Origin of the sequence: Pseudomonas sp. 22490, from assembly GCF_052044465.1 — a bacterium.
GTDB classification, from domain to species: Bacteria; Pseudomonadota; Gammaproteobacteria; order Pseudomonadales; family Pseudomonadaceae; genus Pseudomonas; species Pseudomonas aeruginosa.
Window position 1 is genome coordinate 39,413 of record NZ_JBQENS010000022.1, and the last position, 22,320, is coordinate 61,732.

The window sequence follows — 22,320 nt, forward strand, 5'->3', positions numbered from 1 at the left end:
GCTTGCGCATCCGTGCTTGCGCACGAAAGCACGGAGACGGTTCGGCGGTTCCGTGCTTCGACGCAGAAGCGCATCCGTGCATCCTCGGTTTCGTGGAGGTTCCGGCCATGACCCTGCCACTTGTCACCGCTGACGAACGCGCCCGGCTGCTCGCCCACGGCGCGGCGCTCGCCGCTGGCCAGCACCTCGACCCGCTGCCCGTGGTGCGGCTGTTTACCCCCGATGCGCATGTGACCTGGCTGCTGGTGTCGCTCGACCCGGTGGACGGCGACACGGCCTACGGGCTGATCGACCTCGGTATCGGGATGCCCTCGCTGGGCACGGTCAAGCTCTCCGACCTGGCCGGCATCGTCGGCCCGCGCAAGCTGCCGGTGCGGCGGGATCGGTATTTCCAGGCGCTACGCCCGCTGTCGGAGTACGTCCGGCTGGCGCAGGAAAACGGCGCGATCACGGACTGATGAAGGCCAGCGCAGCCCGGCCAGCCGGGGCGCATTGTGACTATTTCGGTCTTACCCAAGACCTGTACGGTCTCAATCGGCATTGATGCACCGAAGCGGTGCCAGCCTGATGCAAACAGTCATGATCTTTGGCGCGGCCTGCGGCACGGTATCCGATGCCGCGCACCATTTCCGGGTTGCGTAGCCGTCGCATTCAGACGATTTCCGCAACACGCCGGAGCCAAACGGTCTTGACACCGACAGTTACAGCTTAATCTTTTTTGATGACGACCTGATGGCGTTTCGATAGCTCCCGCACGACGGAATCCGTGGCGACGCACCCCAAGCACAGGGAGGTCTCGCCATGACTGATCGCAGCGCCGAACACTGGTATCCGACAGCGGCTTATCTCTACATCCTGCACCTGGACGGCCCCGCGCTGGCCTGGGAGTACCTGCGAAGGAATCCCGACTACCGCCGCGACTGGCTGCGCCGTCGCCGCCGGCCGGACGCGGCGCAGGCGTGGGGCCTGCGCCTGCTGGAAGATCCCACCCTGGATGCGCGTGACGCGCATCCGGCCTGGTTCCCCGATCACGATGCCGTGGTGCAGCTCTACCCCGATGCAGATCCGCCGCCCGATGCCTACGCCTTCGAGTTCTGGCGCGTGCCTGGCCGCAAGCAACTGATCCACGACGGCAAGCGCCTGGTGCTGGTGTCGCACTGGCCCGGCTGCTGCCTGCGGCTCGCCCTCGGGCCGGGCCTGGAGGATGGCATGGCCTACCTCTACGCCACCCGCGCCTGCGCCACGCCCTGCGCGCGCTATCGCACGCTGGCGGCCGAACTGGATGCCTTGGCCGCCGCCACGGTTGCTGCACCGGCGGCAGCGGCTCGTTCCCGACCCATGCCGGCCGCGGTGCTGGAACTGCATACCTTGCAGGCCCTCGACGCGACCCTGGCAGGTGCATCCTTGCGCGAAGTGGCCGAAGGGTTGTTCGGCGCAGATGCCGTCGCGGCCGACTGGCACAAAGACAGTGCTTTGCGTGCCCGCGTGCGGAGGCTGGTGCGCCGTGGCGAGGCGCTGATGCGCGGCGGCTATCGCAGCCTGGCGCAGCTCCCGCCAGTTGTATCGCAGTAAGGGGGGACGTTTTGCAGTCCCTGCAATTCGTCCCTTAGCAAGAAGCCTCGCTTTCTTGAAAGTGCCTCTATCCGGCCGCGTGGTGTGGCCGGGCTTGATGGAGGTACTTCCCATGCGACCTGCTCCCTTGCGGCCTGCCGCCGCTGCGCCCGCGCAGCCCCAACGCTATCTCACCAACGACGAAGCCGCCGACTACCTGCGCCTGTCGCCGCGCACGCTGGAGAAACAGCGCGTGATCGGTGGCGGGCCGAAGTTCCGCAAGTTCGGCCGCCGCGTCATGTATGCCGTGAGCGACCTCGACGCCTGGGCCGATGCGCGCAGCTACGCGGCGACTTCCGACCCGGAATACGCCGAGCGGCATGCGGGCGACTATCGTGACGGCCGCTGATCTCTGGCTCGCCGGTGGCCATCGCCATGTCCAGCCCATCGCTGCCCCTGCGGCAGCGACCAGCGCAGCAGCGCGAACAGCTCGACCTGTTCCGCGCGCTGCCGGGCGACATGGCGCCGCGCGACAGCCAGGACTTGATGGCCTTTCCGTTCTTCTCGCTGGCGAAGTCGCGGCGCGTTGCGCCGATCGACTTCCGGGCGGGCGGCATCACCATCCGCGTGGAAGGCACGCAGGAACACGGCATCGCCACGATATGGGATGCCGACATCCTGATATGGGCCGCCTCGCAGATCGTGGAAGCCCGCGACGCGGGCATCCCGACCTCGCGGCTGATGCAGGTGCGTCCCTACGAGATCCTGCGCTTCATCGGGCGCGGTACGTCGCTGCGCGACTACCAGCGCCTCAAGGCCGCGCTCGACCGGCTGCAATCGACCACGGTGGCCACGTCCATCCGCGAAACCACGGGACGGCGACTGCACCGCTTCTCGTGGATCAACGAGTGGAAGGAACTGGCCGATGCCAGCGGCACACCGCTGGGCATCGAGCTGATCCTGCCGGACTGGTTCTACGCGGGCGTGGTGGACGCGGCCCTGGTGCTGACCATCGACCCGACGTACTTCCGGCTCACTGGTGGCATCGAGCGGTGGCTGTACCGCCTGGTGCGCAAGCACGGCGGACGACAGGAACACGGCTGGCAATTCGATTTCCAGCACCTGTACCGCAAGTCGGGCAGCGTGGCGCGTTTCTACGACTTCGCCGCCGACCTGCGCGCGCTGGTGGCGCGGCAGTCGCTGCCCGGCTACGTCCTGGGCATCGAGCGGATGCCTGGCGAGAAAACCGAACTGCTGACCTTCCGGCCCGTGCCGCCCACGGCACGGGGATAACTGCGGGAAAACCTGTTAATTCACTCGTGCTATCAGGCAACAGGAGGCTCGTGCTATCAGGCAACAAATCCTCGTGCTATCAGGCAACAAAATCGGCCGCAAACCCTTGCCAGCATTGGGTTTCGTCGCCCTCTAACATTCCTAACTTAAATTCTCTAACTTTTAGTAGAGAAGCGCCGTTTCGGTGGACAACCGCCAAACGGCACGGCGAAAGGCGTTTCGCAGAGCAGGCAACGCCCGGCTTTCCAGCAAGGAGGGCCGCGCCATGATCGTCGCACTGCTCAACCAGAAAGGCGGCGTCGGCAAGACCACGCTCGCCACGCACATCGCCGGCGAACTGGCGATGCGCGGCCAGCACGTCGTGCTGCTGGACGCCGACCCGCAGGGTTCATCGCTGGACTGGACGCAGCGCCGAAGCCAGCAAGGCTTGCCACGGCTGTTCAGCGCCGTGGGCCTCGCACGCGAAACGCTGCATCAGGAAGCGCCAGAACTCGCCAGACGGGCCGATCACGTCGTCATTGATGGGCCACCCAGGATTGCCGCCTTGGCGCGCTCCGCGCTGCTGGCGGCCGAGCGCGTGCTGATCCCGGTGCAGCCCAGCCCCTACGACGTATGGGCCAGCGCCGAGATGGTTTCGCTGATCCGCGAGGCGCAGGTGTTCCGGCCGCAACTCGCGGCGGCCTTCGTCATCAACCGGCGCGTCAGCACCACCATCATCGGCCGCGAGGCGCGGCAGTCGCTGGCCGAACAGCCGCTGCCCGCGCTGCGCTCGGAGGTGCATCAGCGCATCGTCTTCGCCGACAGCGTGGCCGCTGGCCGGCTCGCACGCGAGACAGCGCCCGACAGCGCCGCCGCCCGCGAAATCACCGCCCTGGTGGACGAACTGCTGAGGTGGCCGACATGACAGCCAAGCCACCACCACGCAGCAAGCGCGTCGGCATCGGCGCACGTCCGCCCGCGAATCCGCACGCAGAAGCGTGGATTCGCCAAGGCGATGCCGATGCGCTGGGCAAAGGCGACCTTTACACCGCGCGCCTGACCCTGGACATCACGCCCGCCATGCGGGCGCGCATCAAGGTGTCGGCCTTCACGCAAGGCGTGACCGTGGCCGAACTGCTGCGCGGTCTGCTGGAGCGCGAGTTTCCCGAGCACCACAGGGAGAACACACCATGACCGCATCCGCTTTGCCTGCCGCTGGCGCGGCACCGGCTACGCCGTTGCCTGCGCTTTCGGCACTCGCCGGACAGGCCAGCAACGTGCCGCTGACGCGCGTTTCGCTGGCCTACATCGAGGCCCGTTTCAAGCTCTACCTGCGCTTCGGAGAACCGGCGCGCACGCTGCGGCTCGACCGCTGGCGGCGCTGCGCGGTGTTCCTGCCGCGTGCCATGTTCTGCCGCGTGCGCTGGGAAGCAAACGACTACGGCACGATCCGCTGGCAGCTCATGGTGATGCAAGCCGCCACGCCGCTGGACGACATGCAGCGCATCCCCGGCGTNACGCCTGCTGCTGCACGCCGAAGGCGAAAACGCGGTGCGTGCCGTGCTGGAACGCATCGACGGCATCGAAGGGCAAGGCATCGCCGCCATCGACGTGTCGTCCGCGTACTGGCGCACGCTGGGCAACTGTCTGGCGGCCCGCCTGGCGCTGCCCGAATACACCGCCGAGCGGCACGCCGCCTGGCTGGCCGGAAGGGCGCTGCCATGACGACCCAATCCAATACCACATGCACGCAAGAAGCCGCGCCGCATCCTCGCTCGCGCCGATGCGCTCGCCTCGCGCTGGCGGGCTTCGCCGCCGTCGGCCTCGCTGCGCTGGCCTGGGCGGCTTTCGTGTCGCCGCTGCCGCGTCTGACCTACAACCCGTCCAACAGCGTGGCGGTCGGCTGGTATCGCATCGAACCGTTCGACCCGCGCACCGCCTCGCTGCCACGTCCGCTGTCCGTGGACAGTATCGTGCTGGTGCCGCTACCCGACAGGGCCGCCATGCTGGCCGCGCAGCGCGGCTACCTGCCGACGCGCGTGCCGCTGCTCAAACGTGTGGGCGCGGTTGCGCCGCAACACGTCTGCATCGTCGCCGGGCAGGTACGCATCGACGGCGTGCCTGCGGCCACCGTGCTGCCTGCCGACCGGCTGGGCCGGCCGCTGCCATCCTTGCAGCTTTGCCGCCGCCTTGAGCCGGGCGAACTGTTCCTGTTGAGCGTGACCAATCCGGCGTCGTTCGACAGCCGGTATTTCGGCCCGGTCAGCGCATCCGCCGTGATCGGCGTTGCGCATCCGGTCTGGCTGGAGACACGCCCATGATGGCCGCCGATTCGCTGCACGTTGTCGTGCCTCTCATCGTGCCATCGGGCATGTCGTTCCAGTGGCTGCCGCCGTGTCGTCGCGCGTGCAGTGCGGGCGCATTCGCGCCGCACTTCGCGCTGCCTTCGGCGCAGCCGTCCAACGTGCAGGCGTCTTGCCTCGAACGCGCTCGGCCTGCGGCCTTCATGGCGTCAGTTCGCGCGTTCGCCGGCGCGCTGGCTGCTCCCGCAGCAGCGCCGCCGGGCCGCCGCTGCCCGGAGCGCCAGCGAAGGGCAAAGGCGGAAGGCAAGACAAAAGGACACGGCACCAGGCCGCGTCGAAAGCCAGTCTGCACATGGGGGGAACGCAGCACGGAGCGGCTTCGCCGCCGTGCCGCGTGGGGCGCGAGGCCCGCGCCAATGCAGGCATGTCCGCGTGCTTCGCGCGACCGGACACGCCGGAGCTTGCGGGGAGCGCGGCCATGACCGACCGCCGCGACGACGATTTCCGCGTGCGCCCCAGCGCCCCGACGAACCGGGGCAAGGGCCAAGGCCAGAGCTTCGTTTCCAAGGTACTCAAGCAGGCGGGCAAGGCCAGCGGCGGCAAGTCGGCGGTGCGCCGTCCTGGCACTGGCGTGAACGGACAGCGCGCTGGCCAGCGGCCCGGCTCGCGCCTGGGACGCGGCCACACGGTGGCGCGTTTCGCGGGTGCGAAGCTGACCCTCATGTCGCGGCGCGTGACCATCAAGACCCTGCTGGTCAATCAACGCAATGCCAGCCCGCAGTCGCTGGCGAAACATCTGCGCTACATCGAGCGCGATGGCGCCGGCCGCGATGGCGAACCTGGGCGGGCCTACGGGCCGCAGACCGACGAAGCCGACCTCGATGCCTTCAAGGAGCGGGCCGACGACGACCGGCACCATTTCCGCTTCATTGTCTCACCGGAGGACGGCGCCGAGCTGGACGACCTGCGCACCTACACCCGTCATCTGGTGAACCGGATGGAAGCCGACCTGGGAACACGGCTGGATTGGGTGGCGGTCGATCACTGGAACACCGACAACCCGCACACCCACCTGATCGTGCGCGGGCGCGACGACACCGGCAAAGACCTCATCATCGCCGGCGACTACATCGCCCACGGCTTCCGCCACCGGGCCGCCGAGTTGGCGACCGAATGGCTGGGGCCGCGCACCGAACTGGAGATCCAGCAGACCTTGCAGCGCGAGGTGGAAAAGGAGCGGTGGACAAGCCTCGACCGCACATTGCAGCGCGAGGCCGGCGAGGATGGCCGGGTGCAGATCGAACGCTTCAACGAACCCAGGCTGCAACGCCAGCGCCTGCTGCTGATCGGCCGCCTGCAACGCTTGCAGCGCCTTGGCCTGGCCGACGAGGTGCAGCCCGGCACCTGGGCCATCCATGCCGATGCCGAGAAGACCTTGCGCGCCCTGGGCGAGCGTGGCGACATTATCCGCACCATGCAGCGGGCCATGAGCGGCCAGCCGCGCGAGCTGGCGGTGTTCGAGCCGGGCGACGATGGCCGAACCGTCATCGGCCGCGTGGCCGGCAAGGGGCTGGCCGACGAACTGCACGACCGCGGCTATCTGGTCATCGACGGCATTGACGGCAAGGCTCACTACGTTGCCTTGAACGCCCGCGACGAACTGGCGAACTATCCCACCGGAGCGGTGGTGGAGGTGCGCGGTTCCGCCGGGGTACGGGCGGCCGACAAGAACATCGCCGCGCTGGCGAGCGATGGCTTGTATCGCGCTGATCATCACCTTGCCATCGAACAAGGCCGGGCCACGGCTGGACGCGATCCGCAGGAAGTCGTCGCGGCTCACGTTCGCCGGCTGGAAGCCCTGCGCCGCGCCGGCATCGTGGAGCGCGTGACCGAAGGGCTATGGAAGGTGCCGGACGACCTGGCCGAGCGTGGCCGCCAGTACGACGCGCAACGGCTGGGCGGTGTGGCCGTGGAACTGAAATCGCATCTACCCATCGAGCGGCAGGCCCGCGTGATCGGGGCCACCTGGCTCGACCAGCAACTGATCGGCGGCGGCCGAGGGCTGGGCGACCTGGGCTTTGGCGGCGACGCGAAGGAAGCCTTGCAGCAGCGCGCCGACTTCCTCGAAGAACAGGGGCTGGCCCAGAGGCGCGGGCAGCGGGTGATCCTCGCCCGCAATCTGCTGGGAACGCTGCGCAACCGGGAACTGGCGCAGGCCGCGAAGGACATTGCCACTGAAACCGGCCTGGAGCATCGGCCCGTCGCGGACGGGCAGCGCGTCGCTGGCATCTACCGGCGCTCCGTCCAGCTGGCGAGTGGGCGCTACGCGATGCTCGATGACAACAAGGGTTTCAGCCTGGTGCCATGGCGGCCGGTGATTGAGCCTCGGTTGGGACACGTCGTTGAGGGCGTCATTCTGAATGGAGGCGTTTCGTGGAATATCACCAAACAATTAGGAATATCGGTTTGATCATGTGTGATCGGACTCAAGGCGTAATGGACATTGGCAACTCAGATTCGCATTCCGCCGGAAACCTCGATCCTCTGTGCGTTCACCCAGCGATGATCCTCCGACAGCAGCGAGGCAATCATCGGCCCGATGTCGTCGGGCTTGCCTGGTCGGCCAAGCGCGGTCATTCCGGCAATAGCCTTGGCAACATCAGGATTATCGCGCACGACACCCCCGCTGAAATCGGTTGCAATAGCGCCGGGCGCAACGCAGTTCACGGCGATGCGTCGCTCGCCCAGCTCGAACGCCATATATTTGGTCATCGTTTCGACAGCAGCCTTCATCGTGGCGTAGGCGGCGCGGTTCGCCATGATGATCCTCGTCAGGCCCGATGAGACATTCACGATGCGACCACCATCCTTGATCAGGGGCGCAAGCTTTTGAGTGAGGAAAAACACACCTTTCACATGGATTCTGTAGAGAGCATCGAACTCATCCTCCTGCGCATTCAGGAAGCTCATGCCACTCGAATTTCCGGCATTGTTGACGAGTGCATCGATGCCTTCGGCGCCTAGTTTGGCCAACGCCGATTGAAGTGTTTTGATGAAGCTGTCGAACGACGCGCTGTTGCCTGTATCGAGTTGCAGGGCAATGGCGCGACGACCTGCCGCTTCGATGAGCGAGACGACGCGTTCGGCCTCGTCCTTGTTGCTCCGATAAGTGAGGATAACGTCGAACCCACGCCTGGCTAGGTTTTCGGCGGTGTTGCGGCCAAGGCCACGGCTGCCGCCCGTGACGAGGGCGATTTTGATCAGGTCGGTCATGTTGGGCTCCTTATGCTCGATTTCGTAGTATTTGCACTATGCTGCCTACATGAAGAATATTGAAGGCATAAAAATGCCAAATTCATGCCTATTCCTGCCTCCTGCCCTGAAGCAAAGGATATGAACTTGAGCGGAAAGATGCGCGATCTAGCCCGGGCCATCGCGGCCTACACCGAAGCTCATCCCGGTAGCCCTTTCTGGGAAACGGCAATAGCTGGGCTGTTGCTGTTGCGCTCGGATCACGAGAAGCCGCCGAACCCCATCATTTCTCGGCCAGCGCTCTGCGTCGTCGCGCAGGGCGCGAAATGGACCAGCTTTGGCGACGAGCGCCATACCTACCACGCAGGGGAAGCGCTCGTGGTCACCATCGAGATGCCCTCGGTGGGGCGAGTTTTCGAGGCCAGCCCGGATGCCCCGTTTCTTGCCGCGGTCGTCGAATTTTCTCCTGTGGTGCTCCGTGACGTGCTGAAACAATTGACGTTGCCACCAGCGACAAAGAATGAGCCCGGGCGTGGAGGCGCGACCGTCATCAAGATGGATCCGCCAATAACGGATTGCGTGTTGCGCATGGTGCAGCTGCTCGATCGGCCCGAAGCCATTCCGATTCTCGCCCCACTGCTGATTCGGGAACTTAGCTATTGGCTGCTTGTCGGCCCTATGGGAGGCCGGATTGTCGGTATGACCTTGGGGCATGATCGCTGGGATCAGATCACACGCACGATAGGCCGGCTGCGCGAGCAATTCACCGAGCCTCTTCGCATCGTCGATCTCGCTGCCGAGGCCGGCCTCAGCCCGTCGGCCTTCCATCGCCAGTTCAAGGCGGTCACATCAATGACCCCCATCCAATATCAGAAGCAACTTCGCTTGCTGGAAGCGCGGCGCATGATCCTGACGCAGCGAACCAAGGTCGAATCTGCCGCATATGCAACGGGCTACGAGAGCCCTTCGCAGTTCAGCCGGGAGTACGCGCGCATGTTTGGGCGGTCGCCGAAGCAGGATGCGAATACTGGGACTGTGGAGTTGGAGTAATGGTGTGGCAAAAGCACGAAGCCAAATAGCTTTCCTACACGTCCGTAGAGAACGAGATTTGCCGCCTTCCTGGGTAGCGAGCGGAAGCGGACTGGCAGCCCCGGCGTGCCATGTCATTTTAGGGAGAGGATCATTCCTGCTGCTCCGGCGACGAGAACCACATCAATGAGAAGCTCGAACGTGTGCATCTGGAGCCGCTGAACGAGACGTTTCGCAATCATGGAACCGGCAAGCAATGCGATGCCGATGGCAAGTCCACGTGCGATGACGGGCGGTGCAAGTACGCCCGACACTCCGAACGTACCCAGCTTGCCTGCGTAGAGCAGGATAGCGCTTGCCGCCTCCGATCCGAGAAATGCACCGCCGCTCATTCCGTACCCGGTGAATACCGGCACGCTGAGCGGCCCGGTGGACAGCACGAATCCTGTCAGGAAGCCGACAATCGCGCCGGCAAGACTCATGTGCCAGAGGTTCAGATGGAGGTTCGATCGCCTGATGAGGCGGCGCAGCGGGATCATCGCAAGGAAGAAAGCTGCCAGGAACACGTCCACAGTGGCAGGAGAGATCGTCAGCAGCGTGTGCGCCCCGAGCACAGCCGCCGGAACTCCCGCCAACGAGTAGGCAAGCACTGGCCGCCAACGGATCTCGTGCCACCAGGCAATCACCCGCCCGATGTTGCCGAACAGGGACGCAATCGCCATCACAGGTACCGCGATCCGTGGCCCGTACAGCGTGACGAGGACGGGCAGCATGATGAGCGACGAGCCGGTACCGACGACGCCGCTGAGCACGCCGGCACCGAGTGCGAGAAAGAAGAGACATAACAGCGCGATCATCGACTCTACGATCAACCTGGGCCGTCGCTCGCAGCCGCAAGAAGCGGCACCAGGATGTCGCTGATCGGGGTCGGAATGCCGTGAGCCTGGCCGCGACGCGCAATGACGCCGTTGCGGATATCCCATTCGAGCGGTCGGCCAGCTTCTCGATCCGTGAGGATGGAGGTGCTCATGTCTGTGGGTGCCGCCCGGAACTTGTCGAGAATCTCTTGCGGCACTTCGTCGCCGAGTTCAGCGCCCTCCGCACGTGCCACGGCCAGGCATTCCTGCAAATAAGCCAGCGTAAGTCTGGCGATATCAGCGCGACCGAACATGCCTGAGCGGCGGTGCGTGAGTGCCATGAGGCCAGCCACCGCGTTCTGCATCAGCTTGCGCCAAGCCAGCGAGCTGAAGTTCGCGGCCAAATCTACGGCGCACCGTGTGCCTTGCAGCGCTGCGGCCACTACGCGGGAAGCTGACGTGTCCGGCAGGCTGAGGCGCGCTTCGCCACGCAAGCGTACCGAGCCGTCGGATTGCGCCTGCGCAGGGAACCACACGACGGCAGGAACGATTTGCCCGTGTGGCGAGTACGGGCGAACCGTATCCAACTGTTCGATCCCGTTCTGCAAGACGCACAACACGGTTTCTGGACCGGCCAACACCGCGAGCCATTCTGCTGCCGCCTCGATTTGTGTTGCCTTGACTGCCAAAAAGACAAGATCAACCGTGCGAGCAATTTGTGCCGGATGCGTCCGAACCGGACCGGGTACGGTGATAAAGCGGTCGCCATCTTGCAGGGTCAGGTGATCGCGGGGGCTACGTCCACACAGCAACGGCGTGCGGCCGACCTCGTGTAGCGCCGCTGCGATCGTGGTGCCAATGGCACCGGGACCGACGACAGCAACGCCAGGGTTGATTTCAGGATTCATGAATGCGGACTCCTTTAACGGCATCTGTCCACGTGATGGTTGTGCCCTTCACGTAGGGCATGTAATATATTACACATGATAATCGAACCTGGTAATAGAGTTTCAGAGAGCGAGCAACGCTTGCAGCAATGGATCGGCAGCATTCAAGCCCGAAGCGGCGACCTCGCCGCAAGCGAGGCGAAAGTTGTCGATCTCCTGCTCACCGAGCCTTTGTTTGTCGGAGCAAGCACGACCGCTCAGGTTGCCGCCCGTGCCGGCGTTTCTCCGCCGACGGTGGTCCGCGCCGCGCGTGCGCTCGGGTTCAGCGGGTTTACCGAGCTGAAGATCGAGATCGCGCGTGCTCGCGGCACAGCCCGATTCTTCGCGCCTCCTGAAGCACTCGCCGCGGATGCGACGTCGGCCTCAGTGCTGGAAACATCCATTCGTACTGGTACCGATGCACTGACCGCGCTCAGTGGGGCTATCGAACTCTCTGCGCTGGATAAGGCCGTCGACTTGATCCAGCGCGCGCGCCAGGTATTTGCATTCGGTGCTGGACCTTCCTCCACGGTGGCCGCCGATGCAGTCTTCCGTCTGCGTACGATCGGCGTGATGACCGTGGGCATCACGGATCATCTGTCGGCCATGATTGCGGCACGGCTCCTGGGCGCAGAAGACGTCGTCATCGCGGTCAGCTCGACCGGCCGCACGTCTTCAACGCTAGCCGTCGCGGATGCGGCATCCTCGGCTGGCGCCTCCCTGATCGCCGTCACCAATCAGTACGGCACGCCCTTGGCGACCCTTGCCGACGTCGCGCTCGTCGTCGGCGGCGCACCGCTACCGGCACAGATGGCCGCTGCGGGAAGTCGATTGGCTCAGCTTGTCGTTATCGATGCGTTGGTCGCATCCCTGGCGCTGCGCGATCAAGAGCGAACCCGCTTGGCGGAGCGGGCGGGCATAGATCTTCCCGACATTTCCTGATGCAGCCCGGCACCATCGCAATGGTTCTCGCCGCAGCGGTAGCCCATGCGGTGTGGAACCTGGCCTCGAAGTACAAGCGGGGAGACACTTTACTGTTCGTCTGGGCTTATAGCTGTGCTTCGACGCTGCTGTGGGTCCCGATCGGTCTCGTTCTTATGGTTCAGGGCCAAGGGGCGATCGATTGGCGGCTCGGAGTGGGAGCGGCCGTTTCGGCGGCATTGCACATTGCGTATTCCCTGACCTTGCAGGCTGGCTACGATCGTGCCGAACTAGGGGTGGTTTACCCGATCGCCCGCGGCACAGGGCCGGTACTGACGATGCTGTTTGCGATTCTTCTTCTGGGGGAGCGGCTCTCCCTTGTCGCGCTTTTCGGGGCACTCCTCGTTGTCACAGGCATTCTTGTCGTTACCGGCAACCCGTTTGGAAGCGGAACCCGCCGCCCGCTCCAGGGGATGTTTTGGGGAGGTGCTACGGGGGCCACCATCGCAAGCTATACCGTCTGGGACAGCTATGCGGTCACGTCGCTGCATTTGGCGCCGGTGAGCTACTACGCTGGCACACTGCTTCTGCAAACCCTGATCCTGACGCCAAGCGCACTGCGCCGATGGCGTCACATTCACGCAGTTATCCGTGCTGATGCCGTGCCTATACTCATAGTGGCCGTATTCTCCCCACTGGCCTACATCCTCGTGCTAACCGCCATGTTGACGGCACCGCTCGCGCTCGTCGCTCCTGTGCGCGAGTCGTCCATCATCATCGGCTCTCTCCTCGCGTACAGACTTTTCCGTGAGGGGCATCTCGCGCGTCGTGTGGCCGGGGCGGCGATCGTTCTAGCAGGGATCGCGGCGATTAGTGTCTGATGCTTTCGACGGTAGCATGAGCAGACGTTCCGGCGAGGGTTGTGTGTAGGCTGGACTCGCCCCCGTCACCGCATCAAGCGCCTTACAAGTGCATGCTTAGCCCTCGATCTTGTTGTGCCAGTCCTAGACAACTCGTGACAGCACGCCCACTGCGGCTTGGGCCGGTGGCTGATTCAGGTCTTGAATCCAACCGCCGTGAACGCATGCCGCGTGATCGCCTCCAGCGTGCGCCGGCTGGGCCGGGTCTTGGCCAGGACATTGAGTCCTTGCGTCGTGCATACGAGGAATGCGGCAGCTTCGGCCGCATCGACGTCCCGCGATAGTTCTCCCGCTTGCTTTGCCCGCTCGATCGCGCCAGATAGGGCCGTTTCCAGCCTGGCCAGGTGGAGCTGGAAGGCTTCGCTGATCTGCGGATCATTCATGGCGAACTCGACGATCGAGTTCGTCACAAGGCATCCCCAGCGCCGTTTGCCGTCCAGCATCGCTTCGATGAGCGCCGCGTAGTAGTCGGCAATCCCGGCCCGACCGGACGGATTGCTGTTCAGGCGCGCGATCGTCTCTCGCGACATGGATGCCATGTAGCTCTTCAAAGCCTCGATGAAGAGGCCGTGCTTGTCACCGAAGGCAGCGTAGACGCTGCCCGGGTTGAGCCCGGTGACCCGGCAGATCTCCTGCATGCCTGCCCCGTCATAGCCCCGCTCCCAGAAGACGTCCACCGCGCTCTCAAGCACCGCATCGCGGTCAAAGTTTCGTATTCGGCCCATGGCTTATTGATGATTCATAAATCAAGTATTTTTCACACAACTCAAGCATACATTGCCATGAAGACTTGTTGAAGCTAGAATTTTCTTGAATTCATATTCAAGAATGGAGCCATGCATGAAGATCGCGATCATGGGCACCGGAGGCGTAGGTGGCTATTTTGGAGCCAAACTGGCTCTCGGAGGCAATGACGTCAGCTTCATTGCCAGAGGGGCGCACCTGGCTGCCATCAAGTCCCAAGGCCTCATCGTGCGCAGTCCGCTAGGGGACATGCATGTCCCCACGCCCAGAGCAACCGACACGCCGTCGAACGTCGGGCCAGTCGATGTAGTTTTGTTCGGTGTCAAGCTTTGGGATACCGAGACGGCCGCCGAAGCGATCAAGCCACTGATCGGCCCCGAAACGATGGTGATCTCGTTCCAGAACGGGGTGGTCAAGGACGAATTGCTGAGAGCCACGCTCGGAGAAAAGCCGGTAGCAGGTGGCGTTTGCTACATCGCGGCAACCATCGAGGCCCCGGGCGTCATCGGTCATGCCAACAACTTGCAGAAGCTGGTCTTTGGTGAGTACAGCGGCCATCGCAGCGCGCGTATCGAGCGCTTCCATCAGGCCTGCATCCAGTCGGGGATCGACGCCGAGATCAGCGACGACATCGCCAGAGTGATCTGGGAAAAGTTCGTCTTCCTGGTTGGTCTGTCGGCGACCACCGCGTCTACCCGCTGCCCGATCGGCGTTGTACGCGGCAATCCAGCCTCTCGCAGGCTGCTCGAAGGCATCATGCAGGAGGTGGTCGAGGTCGGACGTGCTGAAGGCGTCAATCTCGCCACTGACTTTGCCCAGGACCGCCTTCGCTTTTGCGACCAACTGCCCGCCGACATGACCGCTTCCATGCTGCGCGACTTGGAACGCGGAAACCGGCTGGAAGCGCAGTGGCTCAGCGGCGACGTCAGCAGCAGAGGCCAACGGCTCGGCGTGCCTACTCCGCGAAATTCAGTGGTCTGCGAAATCCTTGCGGTTCATGCCGATGGGGCGCAGCGCCATGAATAACGAAACTCTTGAAAATGGCTTTCTCGACGTGGCTGGTCATCGCATTGCCTACACCCGCCAAGGGCGAGGGAGTGCTATCGCCCTTGTTCACGGCATTCCTACGAGCCGCCATCTTTGGCGCAACGTCATTCCGCTTCTCGCCGCATCAGGCCATGAAGTGCTTGCGATCGACCTTCTCGGCTATGGCGATTCCGACAAGCCTTCGGACGCGGATCTTGGAATCCAGGCGCAATCCGAAATCATCTTTCAGGCGCTTTCGGCCCTGGGGTGGAAGCGCGCGACCATAGTGGGCCACGACATCGGAGGTGGGATTGCCCAGCTTGTGGCCATCAACCATCCCGAAATTCTGGATCGCCTCGTTCTGATCGACTCCATCCTCTATGACTCGTTTCCAGAGCCTGGAATTGCCCGCTTGAAGGAGCCGGTTTGGGACGAAATCCTTGGCGCAGCAAATTTCGATCTGAAGAAGGGCCTGGCGAAAGGCTTTTCACGAGGCATGTTCCATACCGATCGAGTTACCGCTGAACTGGTTGATGCCTATGAGCGTCCGTTCCATGGCATCGACGGGAGGCACGCATACCTGCGTGCAGCCCGGGCGTTGAGGACAGAAGAACTTTCCTCGCGCATGGAAGACGTCGAGGAGTTGGCCGTGCCCACGCTCCTTGTCTGGGGCAGGCTCGACTCATTCCAGCCATTGCACTTTGCAGAGCGATTGGGCGGAAAGATGCCCAATGCCCAAATCAAGGTATTCGATGAGGCTGGGCATTTCTTGCCAGAGGATGTGCCGGAAGCATTGGCTTCCCGTATCTCGGAATTTACAAGCTCCCAACAGGGGACACGCTGATGGCACGAAATTCCCACGCTCCTGCATCCAGCCAGGCTGGCTTTCTTGTCACGCTTTTCGCATCGACCTTCTTGATGGGGTCCAGCTTCGTCGCAGGAAAAATTCTGCTACAGCAGGGTTTCACGCCGATGATCCTGGTCGGGTGGCGCTTCTTTGCCGCGGCCTTGGCGACCTTGCCGCTAGTGTTGGCCGGCGAGCGAAATATTGTGGCGGCGCTCCTGCCGGCCAAAGCAGGGCTGCGTGATGTTGCGCTGGTGATCCTGATTGGTTTGCTTCAGACGGCCGCCGTGATGGGGCTGCTTTTCTGGGCCATGCAGTTCATCTCCGCATCTACCGCCGCCATCCTGCTTTTCACCAATCCCATCTGGGTTGCTGTCCTAGGTCGTATCTTCCTCGGCGAAAGCCTGCACCGAGCGAGGCTCGTCGGGTTGCTTCTTGGCGTTGTCGGTGTTGCGCTTGCCATTGGTATCAGCCCATCCATGTTTTCTGGCGGGATGACGCTGGCTGGCGAGATCATCGGCATCGTCTCTGCGCTTTGCTGGGCAAGCGCGACGCTCATCAATAAGCGGGCAGCATTGCCGCTCTCATCCTGGGCCTTGAGTTTCTGGCAAATGCTGGTGGGCGCGATCGCCATCTTGGCCATCGCCTATCTCGATGGCGAACAATGGCCGAGCGGTGTGACGCGAGAGCAATGGGCTTGGTTTCTCTGGCTTTCCATCCCCGCGTCAACAGGCTCATTTGGCCTCTGGTTCGTGGCGCTGAAAAGAGGTGGAGCAACGAGGACTAGCGGATTTCTGTTCCTGGCCCCGCTCTTCACGGTCATCCTAGCGTATTTCATCTTGGACACGGCAATTTCCTGGATGCAGGCTGCGGGAGGAGTACTGATCGGCCTCGCGCTTTGGCTCGTCAACCGGGAACTTCCAGCAAGAAATGATCGCGAAAAAATCGATGAGGTGATCGCGGAAGGCGAACCGTGATGAACAGTTGATTCATCATCGAGTGCATGAATTATCAAGGCGGTCAGCTATGGAATTACGTCATTTGCGCTGTTTTCTGGCGGTGGCGGAAGAACTCCACTTCGCCCGCGCTGCCGAGCGACTGCACATTGAGCAATCTCCGCTATCGCGCACCATTAAGGAGTTGGAAGAGGACCTTGGTGAAAAATTGTTCGTCCGCACCAGCCGAAGCACACGATTGACCCCGGCGGGGAAGTTGTTTTTTGAGCATGTGCCTCGCGTTTTTACAGCCTTGCAGCAAGCCCGCGACAGCGTGAAAGCAGCGGCCAACGGATTCCAGGGACAGTTGCGAATTGCATTGTCCGACGGCATCACGCCGTCGCGCCTGCCGGCCTTATTGGCAATGTGCCGGCAGGAGGAGCCTGAGGTCGATATTCGTCTGTTTCAGGTGCCGCTATCGCAGCAGATAAAGGGTCTGCAAGACGATCTGTACGACGTAGGTTTCGCGCAGTCGGATGAAGTGGGCGAAGGCATAGTTGCGGAAGCTGTATGGAGTGATCCGTTGATGGTCGCAGTACCTGCCCGGCACCATCTGCTTAAGCACAAACGCATCCCGCTGGACGAAGTTCTGCAATTCCCATTGGTGTTATGCGACCCACTGACATGCGAAGGTCACGCGCGGCAAGTCGAACGTGTTCTACGTCGCTCTGACAGAGAACCACTGGTGGTTGAGCGCGTCGCTTCGTTCGAGCTGATGATGATCGTAGTGTCGGCCGGCTTCGCCTTGGGGCTGGCCGGCGGCCCGCACATCACGGCAAGTCGGGAGTCTGGCGTGGTAGCCCGTCCCTTGGCCGGACGTTCGCCGATGCTGACTACCTACCTGCTGCGGCGAGAAATCGAAGTTTCGGAAGTGCTGTCCCGGTTCATCGAGCGGGTGCAGGCCATCGACTTGCCCGAAGGCACTAAGCCCGCTTTGCCGCCCGAACCTGATCCCCAGGAGGAAATCGAGCTATGAAGAAATCTTTATCGCTCCTGCTGGCTCTGCTGTTGACTGCTTGCGGCCCATCGGACACACCCAAGCAAGCCAGCGTGCCCACCGTGGATGAACTGGCTGCCGATCCGGTACGGTTGAAGGAACTGCGACAGCAATGCAAGACCGACCGCGTGACGCTTGGTGACGTGCTTTGCAATCGAGTCGCTGAAGCCACGCGCAAGCGGTTCTATGGCGACGGAAAGACGCCCTACACACCATCGGAAACATCGCCGAAATTCTGATCGGTAGTCCTTCGCCAAAAAATCCTGTCCTTCTTTGTCAACACGCCGCAGCGCGCTAGCACCTGCGGCGTTTTTACTGGGTTCTTCGTAGCCTGAAACATTGCTTTTTTCGTCATCTTGCTTCCGATAACAGTCTTTGACCGGCACTGACCCGGCACCGATCCTCGCGTTATGCGGCACGTCCTTGTGCCGCTTCTGAACGAGGAAAAGCGCAGGAGTAGCGGAGGCCAGTCAATGCAAGCTCAGGGCGTGCTGTTCGGACAGATCGCCGCCGTCTTCGGCATAGTGATCGCCGGCGTATGGGGTGCAACGCAATGGACAGCCGCCGCCCTGGGCTATCAAATACGCCTTGGCTCGCCCTGGTTCGATTTCTTCGGCACCCCGGTCTATCACCCCTGGCGGCTCTTTGAGTGGTGGTTTTTCTTCGATGCCTATGCGCCGCATGTCTTCGACGTTGGCGGCGCCATCGCTGGCGGCAGCGGCCTGGTTGCCGTTGTGGTGGCCATCGCCATGTCGGTGTGGCGCTCGCGGCAATCGCGCCTCGTCACCACCTATGGTTCCGCGCGCTGGGCGACTGACGAGGAAATCAAGCACGCCGGTTTGACGCAGGCCGCAGGCGTCTTCCTGGGCCGGATGCTGGGCAGGCTCCGTTACTACCTGCGGCACCTCGGCCCCGAGCACATCATCGCGTTTGCCCCTACGCGCACCGGCAAGGGGATCAGCATGGTGATCCCGACGCTGCTGTCCTGGCTTTCGTCGGTAGTCATTCACGACATCAAGGGCGAGAACTGGAAGCTGACCGCCGGCTGGCGCTCGCTGTTCTCGCATTGCCTGCTGTTCAACCCCACTGACCCGGCATCCGCCGCCTACAACCCGCTGCTGGAAGTGCGACGCGGCGTGCATGAAGTCCGCGACGTGCAAAACATTGCGGATATCTTGGTCGATCCCGAAGGTGCGCTGGAGAAGCGCAACCATTGGGAGAAGACCAGCCATGCACTGCTGGTCGGCGCGATCCTGCATGTGCTCTATGCAGGCGAAGACAAGACGCTGCGCGGCGTCGCCAACTTCCTATCCGACCCGGCTTGCCCCTTCGAGCTAACGCTGCACCGGATGATGACGACGAAGCACTTGGGCGATACACCGCACCCGGTTGTCGCATCCGCCGCGCGGGAAGTGCTGAACAAGTCGGACAACGAGCGGTCGGGCGTGCTGTCCACCGCCATGTCGTTCTTGGGCCTCTACCGCGACCCCACTGTAGCCGCAGTCACGTCGCGCTGCGACTGGCGCATCGCCGATCTGATTTCCGCTAAACGGCCGGTGTCGTTGTACCTGGTGGTGCCGCCTTCGGACATAAGCCGCACCAAGCCACTCGTGCGCCTGATCCTCAACCAGATCGGCCGCCGGCTCACCGAGTCGCTTGATGGTTCCGATGGCATCGAGCGCAAGCGCGAATTGCTGCTGATGCTCGATGAGTTCCCTGCACTCGGCCGGCTGGATTTCTTTGAGACGGCGCTCGCCTTTATGGCTGGCTACGGCATCCGCAGCTTCCTCATCGCGCAATCGCTCAACCAGATCGATAAGGCTTACGGCCCGAACAATTCCATTTTGGACAACTGCCATGTGCGGGTGGCGTATGCCACCAATGACGAGCGCACGGCCAAGCGCATTTCCGAAATGCTCGGCACCGCCACCGAGTTGCGCGCGCAGCGCAACTATGCCGGGCACAGATTGGCCCCCTGGCTCGGGCATCTCATGGTGTCGCGTCAAGAGATGGCTCGACCGCTGTTGACGCCCGGCGAAGTCATGCAGCTTCCACCCGACGAGGCGGTGGTAATGATCTCCGGCCATCCGCCGATCAAGGCGCGGAAGCTGCGCTACTACGAGGACGAGAACTTCACCCGGCGCGTACTACCGCCGCCTGCGCTCTCGGCCGGACGCTATGCCGATGTACCGCCGGCCCGCCCCGACGATTGGAGCGACCTGGCGATTCCCGCCGTACCCGCCACTCCGGCCATGTCATCCACCGATGACCTTGGCGGTGCCGACGACGGCGGCCCGCGCCGCCAGCCCGAGCTATCCGAAGTCACCGAATACAGCCCCGAACCGCTGTCCGCAGGCAACGACCTGGGGCTGCTCGATGACGACGACGACCTGCCGCTGCCTTATGCGGCTGCTCTCCCCGGTCAGTTCGACCCCGCAATGCAGCGCACGGCTCGGCTGGCTTCCCTCGACCCCAACGACGGAATCGACTTATGAGCCAATACCGCCTCAATCTGTTCATCCAGCACGAACACGCTAAACGCCTCGACGAACTGGCTGCCAAGAAAGGCGTGTCGAAGTCCAGCATCGTTGCCGCTGCCCTGGCGTCCTGGCTGTCGCCCGACGCGGGCGACCAGCGCGAAGCCGCGATTGCCAAGCGGCTGGATCGCCTGTCGCGGCAGGCCGAGCGCATGGAGCGCGACCAGAACATCCAGATCGAAACGCTGGCGCTGTTCATCCGCTACTTCCTGACCGTCAGCACGCCGGTGCCCGAAGCCCATCAGGACGCGGCCCGCGCCCAGGGCAAGGCGCGCTTCGAGCAGTTCGTCGAACAGTTGGGCCGGCACCTGCTGCGTGGGCGCAGCCTGGTGCGCGATGTGGTGGAAGAACTGTATCCCGAGCCGGTGCGGATGGATGACGCGGCGGCGCTGGCAGAAGCGCAGGAGCGTGCCTCATGAGCGCCGTTCCGCAGATCCCGCCCGAACCGCGTTCGTCGGCCGCGACTTCGCTGGATCGCCGCATCCAGATGCTGCGCACGGCAATGGGGCCGCTGATCGCCACCGCGCTGGAAGACCCGGACGTGGTGGAGATCATGCTCAACCCTGACCGCACCCTGTGGGTGGATCGGCTGTCGTCGGGGCGTACACCGTTGGGCGTGGAACTGCCCGAGGCCGATGGCGAACGCATCATCCGGCTGGTGGCCGCCCACGTTGGCGCGGAAGTGCATCGCGGCCACCCGCTCTTGACCGCCGAGCTGCCGGAAACCGGCGAACGCTTCGAGGGCATCTTGCCGCCGGCTGCGCCTGGCCCAGCCTTCGCGCTGCGCAAGCGCGCCGTGAACATCATCGGCCTGGATCGCTATGTGGCCGACGGCATCCTGACCGCAGGCCAAGCGGACTTCCTGCGCCGCGCCGTGCGCGAGCGGCAGAACATCCTGATCGCCGGCGGCACCAGTACCGGCAAGACCACGCTGGCGAATGCGCTGCTGGCCGAGATTGCCGCCACCGGCGACCGCGTGCTGGTGCTCGAAGACACCATCGAGCTGCAATGCGCGGCCCGCGACCATGTGCCGCTGCGCACGCGCGCCGGTGTGGTGTCGATGCAGGAACTGGTGCGCGCCACGATGCGCCTGCGCCCCGACCGGGTGATCGTCGGCGAAGTGCGCGGTGGCGAAGCCTTGGACTTGGTGAAGGTGTGGGGCACAGGTCACCCCGGCGGCATTGCCACGATCCACGCTGGTTCCGCGTTGGGCGCGTTGCTGCGCCTGGAACAACTGATTCTCGAAGTCGCGGTGAATCCGCCGCGGGCACTGATTGCCGAAGCGGTCAACGTCGTCGTCCACATCGCCGGACGTGGCCGCAAGCGCCATGTCGAAACCATCGCCCGCGTCGTCGGCTTCGACGCCGCCGGCTACCGCCTGGCGGATGCACTGGAAACGCCGTTTCCCGAGCTGACGCCGGTTCCTCTTGCAGCCGATGCCGCTGCGCCTTCCCCGTCCCTTGACCAACTTGGAGAACTGCCATGATGCAGATGCACGTTCCTGCTTTCCGCTTTTCCGTAAATCCGCTCCCCCACCTGTCCAGCCTGGCACGACTGCGCAGCCTGGCCCGCCCTGCGGGGCAAGGACTGCTGCTGGCCGCGCTGCTGTTATTGCTGACCGGAACGGCGCAGGCCGCCGGTTCCTCGATGCCGTGGGAAGGGCCACTGCAATCCATTCTGGAGTCGATCCAGGGGCCGGTGGCGCGCATCGTCGCGGTCATCATCATCATCGCCACGGGCCTGGCGCTCGCCTTCGGCGACACGTCGGGCGGCTTTCGCAAGCTGATCCAGATCGTGTTCGGGTTGAGCATCGCGTTCGCCGCGTCCTCGTTCTTCCTGTCGTTCTTCAGCTTCTCCGGCGGGGCGGTCGTATGAGTACGGCCAACGATCTTCCGGGCTTCGAGGTGCCGCTGCATCGCTCGCTGACCGAGCCGATCCTCATGGGCGGTGCGCCGCGCACCGTGGCGATCGCCAACGGCACGCTGGCCGCCGCCGTCGGGCTGGGACTGCAACTGTGGATTCCTGGCGTGGTGCTCTGGATCGTCGGCCATTCGCTGGCCGTGTGGGGAGCGCGCGTCGATCCGCAGTTCATGCAGGTCTTCGCCCGGCACATCAAGCACAAACCGCTGCTCGACGTGTAGGGGGA

At 63.6% G+C, this 22,320-nt stretch carries 25 protein-coding genes and 1 pseudogene; 22 read left to right on the plus strand and 4 right to left on the minus strand.

Annotated elements, in window-relative coordinates; translation table 11 throughout:
- The first annotated feature begins 107 nt into the window (after positions 1–107).
- The 9 genes and pseudogenes from ACTJJX_RS22560 to ACTJJX_RS22600 all read left to right on the plus strand — a co-directional run bounded on the left by ACTJJX_RS22560 (position 108) and on the right by ACTJJX_RS22600 (position 7,596).
- On the plus strand, positions 108–458 hold the full coding sequence (locus ACTJJX_RS22560; RefSeq protein ID WP_028792031.1) for a DUF2958 domain-containing protein: 351 nt from the start codon (positions 108–110) through the stop codon (positions 456–458).
- A gap of 343 nt (positions 459–801) precedes the next feature.
- The gene (locus ACTJJX_RS22565) at positions 802–1,572 is read left to right on the plus strand and encodes a DUF2285 domain-containing protein (RefSeq protein ID WP_043154556.1); all 771 of its coding nucleotides are present in this window, start codon (positions 802–804) and stop codon (positions 1,570–1,572) included.
- Positions 1,573–1,684: 112 nt separating this feature from the next.
- On the plus strand, positions 1,685–1,960 hold the full coding sequence (locus tag ACTJJX_RS22570; protein ID WP_004335979.1) for a helix-turn-helix domain-containing protein: 276 nt from the start codon (positions 1,685–1,687) through the stop codon (positions 1,958–1,960).
- A gap of 26 nt (positions 1,961–1,986) precedes the next feature.
- Positions 1,987–2,844: a replication initiator protein A gene (locus tag ACTJJX_RS22575; protein WP_043154559.1), complete on the plus strand. Its 858-nt coding sequence runs from the start codon at positions 1,987–1,989 to the stop codon at positions 2,842–2,844.
- Positions 2,845–3,109: 265 nt separating this feature from the next.
- Positions 3,110–3,748: a ParA family partition ATPase gene (gene parA, locus ACTJJX_RS22580; protein WP_043154561.1), complete on the plus strand. Its 639-nt coding sequence runs from the start codon at positions 3,110–3,112 to the stop codon at positions 3,746–3,748.
- A complete protein-coding gene (locus ACTJJX_RS22585) occupies positions 3,745–4,017 on the plus strand; it encodes a hypothetical protein (protein WP_043154586.1) in 273 nt (90 codons plus the stop codon). Before parA ends, ACTJJX_RS22585 begins: the two co-directional genes overlap by 4 nt.
- Positions 4,014–4,548, plus strand: a pseudogene (locus tag ACTJJX_RS22590) (DUF2840 domain-containing protein). The gene ACTJJX_RS22585 and the pseudogene ACTJJX_RS22590 overlap by 4 nt, the downstream one beginning before the upstream one ends.
- Positions 4,545–5,144: a S26 family signal peptidase gene (locus ACTJJX_RS22595; RefSeq protein WP_076412931.1), complete on the plus strand. Its 600-nt coding sequence runs from the start codon at positions 4,545–4,547 to the stop codon at positions 5,142–5,144. The pseudogene ACTJJX_RS22590 and the gene ACTJJX_RS22595 overlap by 4 nt, the downstream one beginning before the upstream one ends.
- Before the next feature lie 460 nt (positions 5,145–5,604).
- Positions 5,605–7,596 (plus strand): relaxase/mobilization nuclease and DUF3363 domain-containing protein, encoded by a 1,992-nt coding sequence (locus ACTJJX_RS22600; protein ID WP_043156046.1) that lies wholly within the window; start codon positions 5,605–5,607, stop codon positions 7,594–7,596.
- A gap of 41 nt (positions 7,597–7,637) precedes the next feature.
- Here ACTJJX_RS22600 and ACTJJX_RS22605 read toward each other — a convergent pair whose 3' ends face one another.
- On the minus strand, positions 7,638–8,390 hold the full coding sequence (locus ACTJJX_RS22605; RefSeq protein ID WP_347176401.1) for an SDR family NAD(P)-dependent oxidoreductase: 753 nt from the start codon (positions 8,388–8,390) through the stop codon (positions 7,638–7,640).
- A gap of 135 nt (positions 8,391–8,525) precedes the next feature.
- Here ACTJJX_RS22605 and ACTJJX_RS22610 point away from each other — a divergent pair, with 135 nt between their 5' ends.
- Positions 8,526–9,428 (plus strand): AraC family transcriptional regulator, encoded by a 903-nt coding sequence (locus tag ACTJJX_RS22610; protein WP_199866362.1) that lies wholly within the window; start codon positions 8,526–8,528, stop codon positions 9,426–9,428.
- 113 nt (positions 9,429–9,541) lie between these two features.
- Here the strand turns inward: ACTJJX_RS22610 and ACTJJX_RS22615 are convergent, their stop codons facing one another.
- Together ACTJJX_RS22615 and ACTJJX_RS22620 are read right to left on the minus strand one after the other, a co-directional pair.
- A complete protein-coding gene (locus tag ACTJJX_RS22615) occupies positions 9,542–10,264 on the minus strand; it encodes a sulfite exporter TauE/SafE family protein (RefSeq protein WP_043156051.1) in 723 nt (240 codons plus the stop codon).
- A gap of 11 nt (positions 10,265–10,275) precedes the next feature.
- Positions 10,276–11,172 (minus strand): oxidoreductase, encoded by an 897-nt coding sequence (locus ACTJJX_RS22620; RefSeq protein ID WP_043156053.1) that lies wholly within the window; start codon positions 11,170–11,172, stop codon positions 10,276–10,278.
- Positions 11,173–11,292: 120 nt separating this feature from the next.
- On the opposite strand from ACTJJX_RS22620, the gene ACTJJX_RS22625 reads away from it, so the two are divergent.
- Positions 11,293–12,132, plus strand: a complete 840-nt coding sequence (locus ACTJJX_RS22625) for a MurR/RpiR family transcriptional regulator (RefSeq protein WP_235612575.1) — start codon at positions 11,293–11,295, stop codon at positions 12,130–12,132.
- Complete coding sequence (locus tag ACTJJX_RS22630) at positions 12,132–12,992, plus strand: DMT family transporter (protein ID WP_043156056.1); 861 nt, start codon at positions 12,132–12,134, stop codon at positions 12,990–12,992. The genes ACTJJX_RS22625 and ACTJJX_RS22630 overlap by 1 nt, the downstream gene beginning before the upstream one ends.
- A 173-nt stretch (positions 12,993–13,165) precedes the next feature.
- On the opposite strand, the gene ACTJJX_RS22635 is transcribed toward ACTJJX_RS22630, so the two are convergent.
- On the minus strand, positions 13,166–13,708 hold the full coding sequence (locus ACTJJX_RS22635; protein ID WP_199866363.1) for a TetR/AcrR family transcriptional regulator: 543 nt from the start codon (positions 13,706–13,708) through the stop codon (positions 13,166–13,168).
- A 163-nt stretch (positions 13,709–13,871) separates the two neighbouring features.
- Here ACTJJX_RS22635 and ACTJJX_RS22640 point away from each other — a divergent pair, with 163 nt between their 5' ends.
- From ACTJJX_RS22640 to ACTJJX_RS22685, 10 genes are all read left to right on the plus strand, one after another.
- Positions 13,872–14,801, plus strand: a complete 930-nt coding sequence (locus ACTJJX_RS22640; RefSeq protein WP_043156059.1) for a ketopantoate reductase family protein — start codon at positions 13,872–13,874, stop codon at positions 14,799–14,801.
- Positions 14,794–15,645, plus strand: coding sequence for an alpha/beta fold hydrolase (locus ACTJJX_RS22645; RefSeq protein ID WP_043156062.1), 852 nt, complete (start codon positions 14,794–14,796; stop codon positions 15,643–15,645). The genes ACTJJX_RS22640 and ACTJJX_RS22645 overlap by 8 nt, the downstream gene beginning before the upstream one ends.
- On the plus strand, positions 15,645–16,622 hold the full coding sequence (locus ACTJJX_RS22650; RefSeq protein ID WP_043156063.1) for a DMT family transporter: 978 nt from the start codon (positions 15,645–15,647) through the stop codon (positions 16,620–16,622). Before ACTJJX_RS22645 ends, ACTJJX_RS22650 begins: the two co-directional genes overlap by 1 nt.
- Before the next feature lie 49 nt (positions 16,623–16,671).
- Positions 16,672–17,616 (plus strand): LysR family transcriptional regulator, encoded by a 945-nt coding sequence (locus tag ACTJJX_RS22655; protein WP_043156065.1) that lies wholly within the window; start codon positions 16,672–16,674, stop codon positions 17,614–17,616.
- Positions 17,613–17,876 carry an EexN family lipoprotein gene (locus ACTJJX_RS22660; protein ID WP_076412936.1) on the plus strand — a complete coding sequence of 88 codons (264 nt, stop codon included), beginning with the start codon at positions 17,613–17,615 and terminating at the stop codon, positions 17,874–17,876. Before ACTJJX_RS22655 ends, ACTJJX_RS22660 begins: the two co-directional genes overlap by 4 nt.
- A gap of 234 nt (positions 17,877–18,110) precedes the next feature.
- The gene (locus ACTJJX_RS22665) at positions 18,111–20,132 is read left to right on the plus strand and encodes a conjugal transfer protein TraG (RefSeq protein ID WP_043156067.1); all 2,022 of its coding nucleotides are present in this window, start codon (positions 18,111–18,113) and stop codon (positions 20,130–20,132) included.
- Positions 20,129–20,593, plus strand: coding sequence for a ribbon-helix-helix protein, CopG family (locus ACTJJX_RS22670; protein WP_043156069.1), 465 nt, complete (start codon positions 20,129–20,131; stop codon positions 20,591–20,593). The genes ACTJJX_RS22665 and ACTJJX_RS22670 overlap by 4 nt, the downstream gene beginning before the upstream one ends.
- The gene (gene trbB / locus ACTJJX_RS22675; RefSeq protein WP_043156072.1) at positions 20,590–21,660 is read left to right on the plus strand and encodes a P-type conjugative transfer ATPase TrbB; all 1,071 of its coding nucleotides are present in this window, start codon (positions 20,590–20,592) and stop codon (positions 21,658–21,660) included. Before ACTJJX_RS22670 ends, trbB begins: the two co-directional genes overlap by 4 nt.
- Positions 21,657–22,049 carry a TrbC/VirB2 family protein gene (locus tag ACTJJX_RS22680; RefSeq protein ID WP_043156073.1) on the plus strand — a complete coding sequence of 131 codons (393 nt, stop codon included), beginning with the start codon at positions 21,657–21,659 and terminating at the stop codon, positions 22,047–22,049. Before trbB ends, ACTJJX_RS22680 begins: the two co-directional genes overlap by 4 nt.
- Positions 22,046–22,315 carry a VirB3 family type IV secretion system protein gene (locus ACTJJX_RS22685; RefSeq protein WP_032956449.1) on the plus strand — a complete coding sequence of 90 codons (270 nt, stop codon included), beginning with the start codon at positions 22,046–22,048 and terminating at the stop codon, positions 22,313–22,315. The genes ACTJJX_RS22680 and ACTJJX_RS22685 overlap by 4 nt, the downstream gene beginning before the upstream one ends.
- The last annotated feature ends 5 nt before the right edge of the window (positions 22,316–22,320 follow it).

Bases quoted from the DNA above. Each gene is read 5' to 3' on its own strand.
- ACTJJX_RS22560 (WP_028792031.1), top strand. From the start codon at position 108: ATGACCCTGCCACTTGTCACCGCTGACGAACGCGCCCGGCTGCTCGCC.
- ACTJJX_RS22565 (WP_043154556.1), top strand. From the start codon at position 802: ATGACTGATCGCAGCGCCGAACACTGGTATCCGACAGCGGCTTATCTC.
- ACTJJX_RS22570 (WP_004335979.1), top strand. From the start codon at position 1,685: ATGCGACCTGCTCCCTTGCGGCCTGCCGCCGCTGCGCCCGCGCAGCCC.
- ACTJJX_RS22575 (WP_043154559.1), top strand. From the start codon at position 1,987: ATGTCCAGCCCATCGCTGCCCCTGCGGCAGCGACCAGCGCAGCAGCGC.
- parA (WP_043154561.1), top strand. From the start codon at position 3,110: ATGATCGTCGCACTGCTCAACCAGAAAGGCGGCGTCGGCAAGACCACG.
- ACTJJX_RS22585 (WP_043154586.1), top strand. From the start codon at position 3,745: ATGACAGCCAAGCCACCACCACGCAGCAAGCGCGTCGGCATCGGCGCA.
- ACTJJX_RS22595 (WP_076412931.1), top strand. From the start codon at position 4,545: ATGACGACCCAATCCAATACCACATGCACGCAAGAAGCCGCGCCGCAT.
- ACTJJX_RS22600 (WP_043156046.1), top strand. From the start codon at position 5,605: ATGACCGACCGCCGCGACGACGATTTCCGCGTGCGCCCCAGCGCCCCG.
- ACTJJX_RS22615 (WP_043156051.1), bottom strand. From the start codon at position 10,264: ATGATCGCGCTGTTATGTCTCTTCTTTCTCGCACTCGGTGCCGGCGTG.
- ACTJJX_RS22620 (WP_043156053.1), bottom strand. From the start codon at position 11,172: ATGAATCCTGAAATCAACCCTGGCGTTGCTGTCGTCGGTCCCGGTGCC.
- ACTJJX_RS22630 (WP_043156056.1), top strand. From the start codon at position 12,132: ATGCAGCCCGGCACCATCGCAATGGTTCTCGCCGCAGCGGTAGCCCAT.
- ACTJJX_RS22640 (WP_043156059.1), top strand. From the start codon at position 13,872: ATGAAGATCGCGATCATGGGCACCGGAGGCGTAGGTGGCTATTTTGGA.
- ACTJJX_RS22645 (WP_043156062.1), top strand. From the start codon at position 14,794: ATGAATAACGAAACTCTTGAAAATGGCTTTCTCGACGTGGCTGGTCAT.
- ACTJJX_RS22650 (WP_043156063.1), top strand. From the start codon at position 15,645: ATGGCACGAAATTCCCACGCTCCTGCATCCAGCCAGGCTGGCTTTCTT.
- ACTJJX_RS22655 (WP_043156065.1), top strand. From the start codon at position 16,672: ATGGAATTACGTCATTTGCGCTGTTTTCTGGCGGTGGCGGAAGAACTC.
- ACTJJX_RS22660 (WP_076412936.1), top strand. From the start codon at position 17,613: ATGAAGAAATCTTTATCGCTCCTGCTGGCTCTGCTGTTGACTGCTTGC.
- ACTJJX_RS22665 (WP_043156067.1), top strand. From the start codon at position 18,111: ATGCAAGCTCAGGGCGTGCTGTTCGGACAGATCGCCGCCGTCTTCGGC.
- ACTJJX_RS22670 (WP_043156069.1), top strand. From the start codon at position 20,129: ATGAGCCAATACCGCCTCAATCTGTTCATCCAGCACGAACACGCTAAA.
- trbB (WP_043156072.1), top strand. From the start codon at position 20,590: ATGAGCGCCGTTCCGCAGATCCCGCCCGAACCGCGTTCGTCGGCCGCG.
- ACTJJX_RS22680 (WP_043156073.1), top strand. From the start codon at position 21,657: ATGATGCAGATGCACGTTCCTGCTTTCCGCTTTTCCGTAAATCCGCTC.
- ACTJJX_RS22685 (WP_032956449.1), top strand. From the start codon at position 22,046: ATGAGTACGGCCAACGATCTTCCGGGCTTCGAGGTGCCGCTGCATCGC.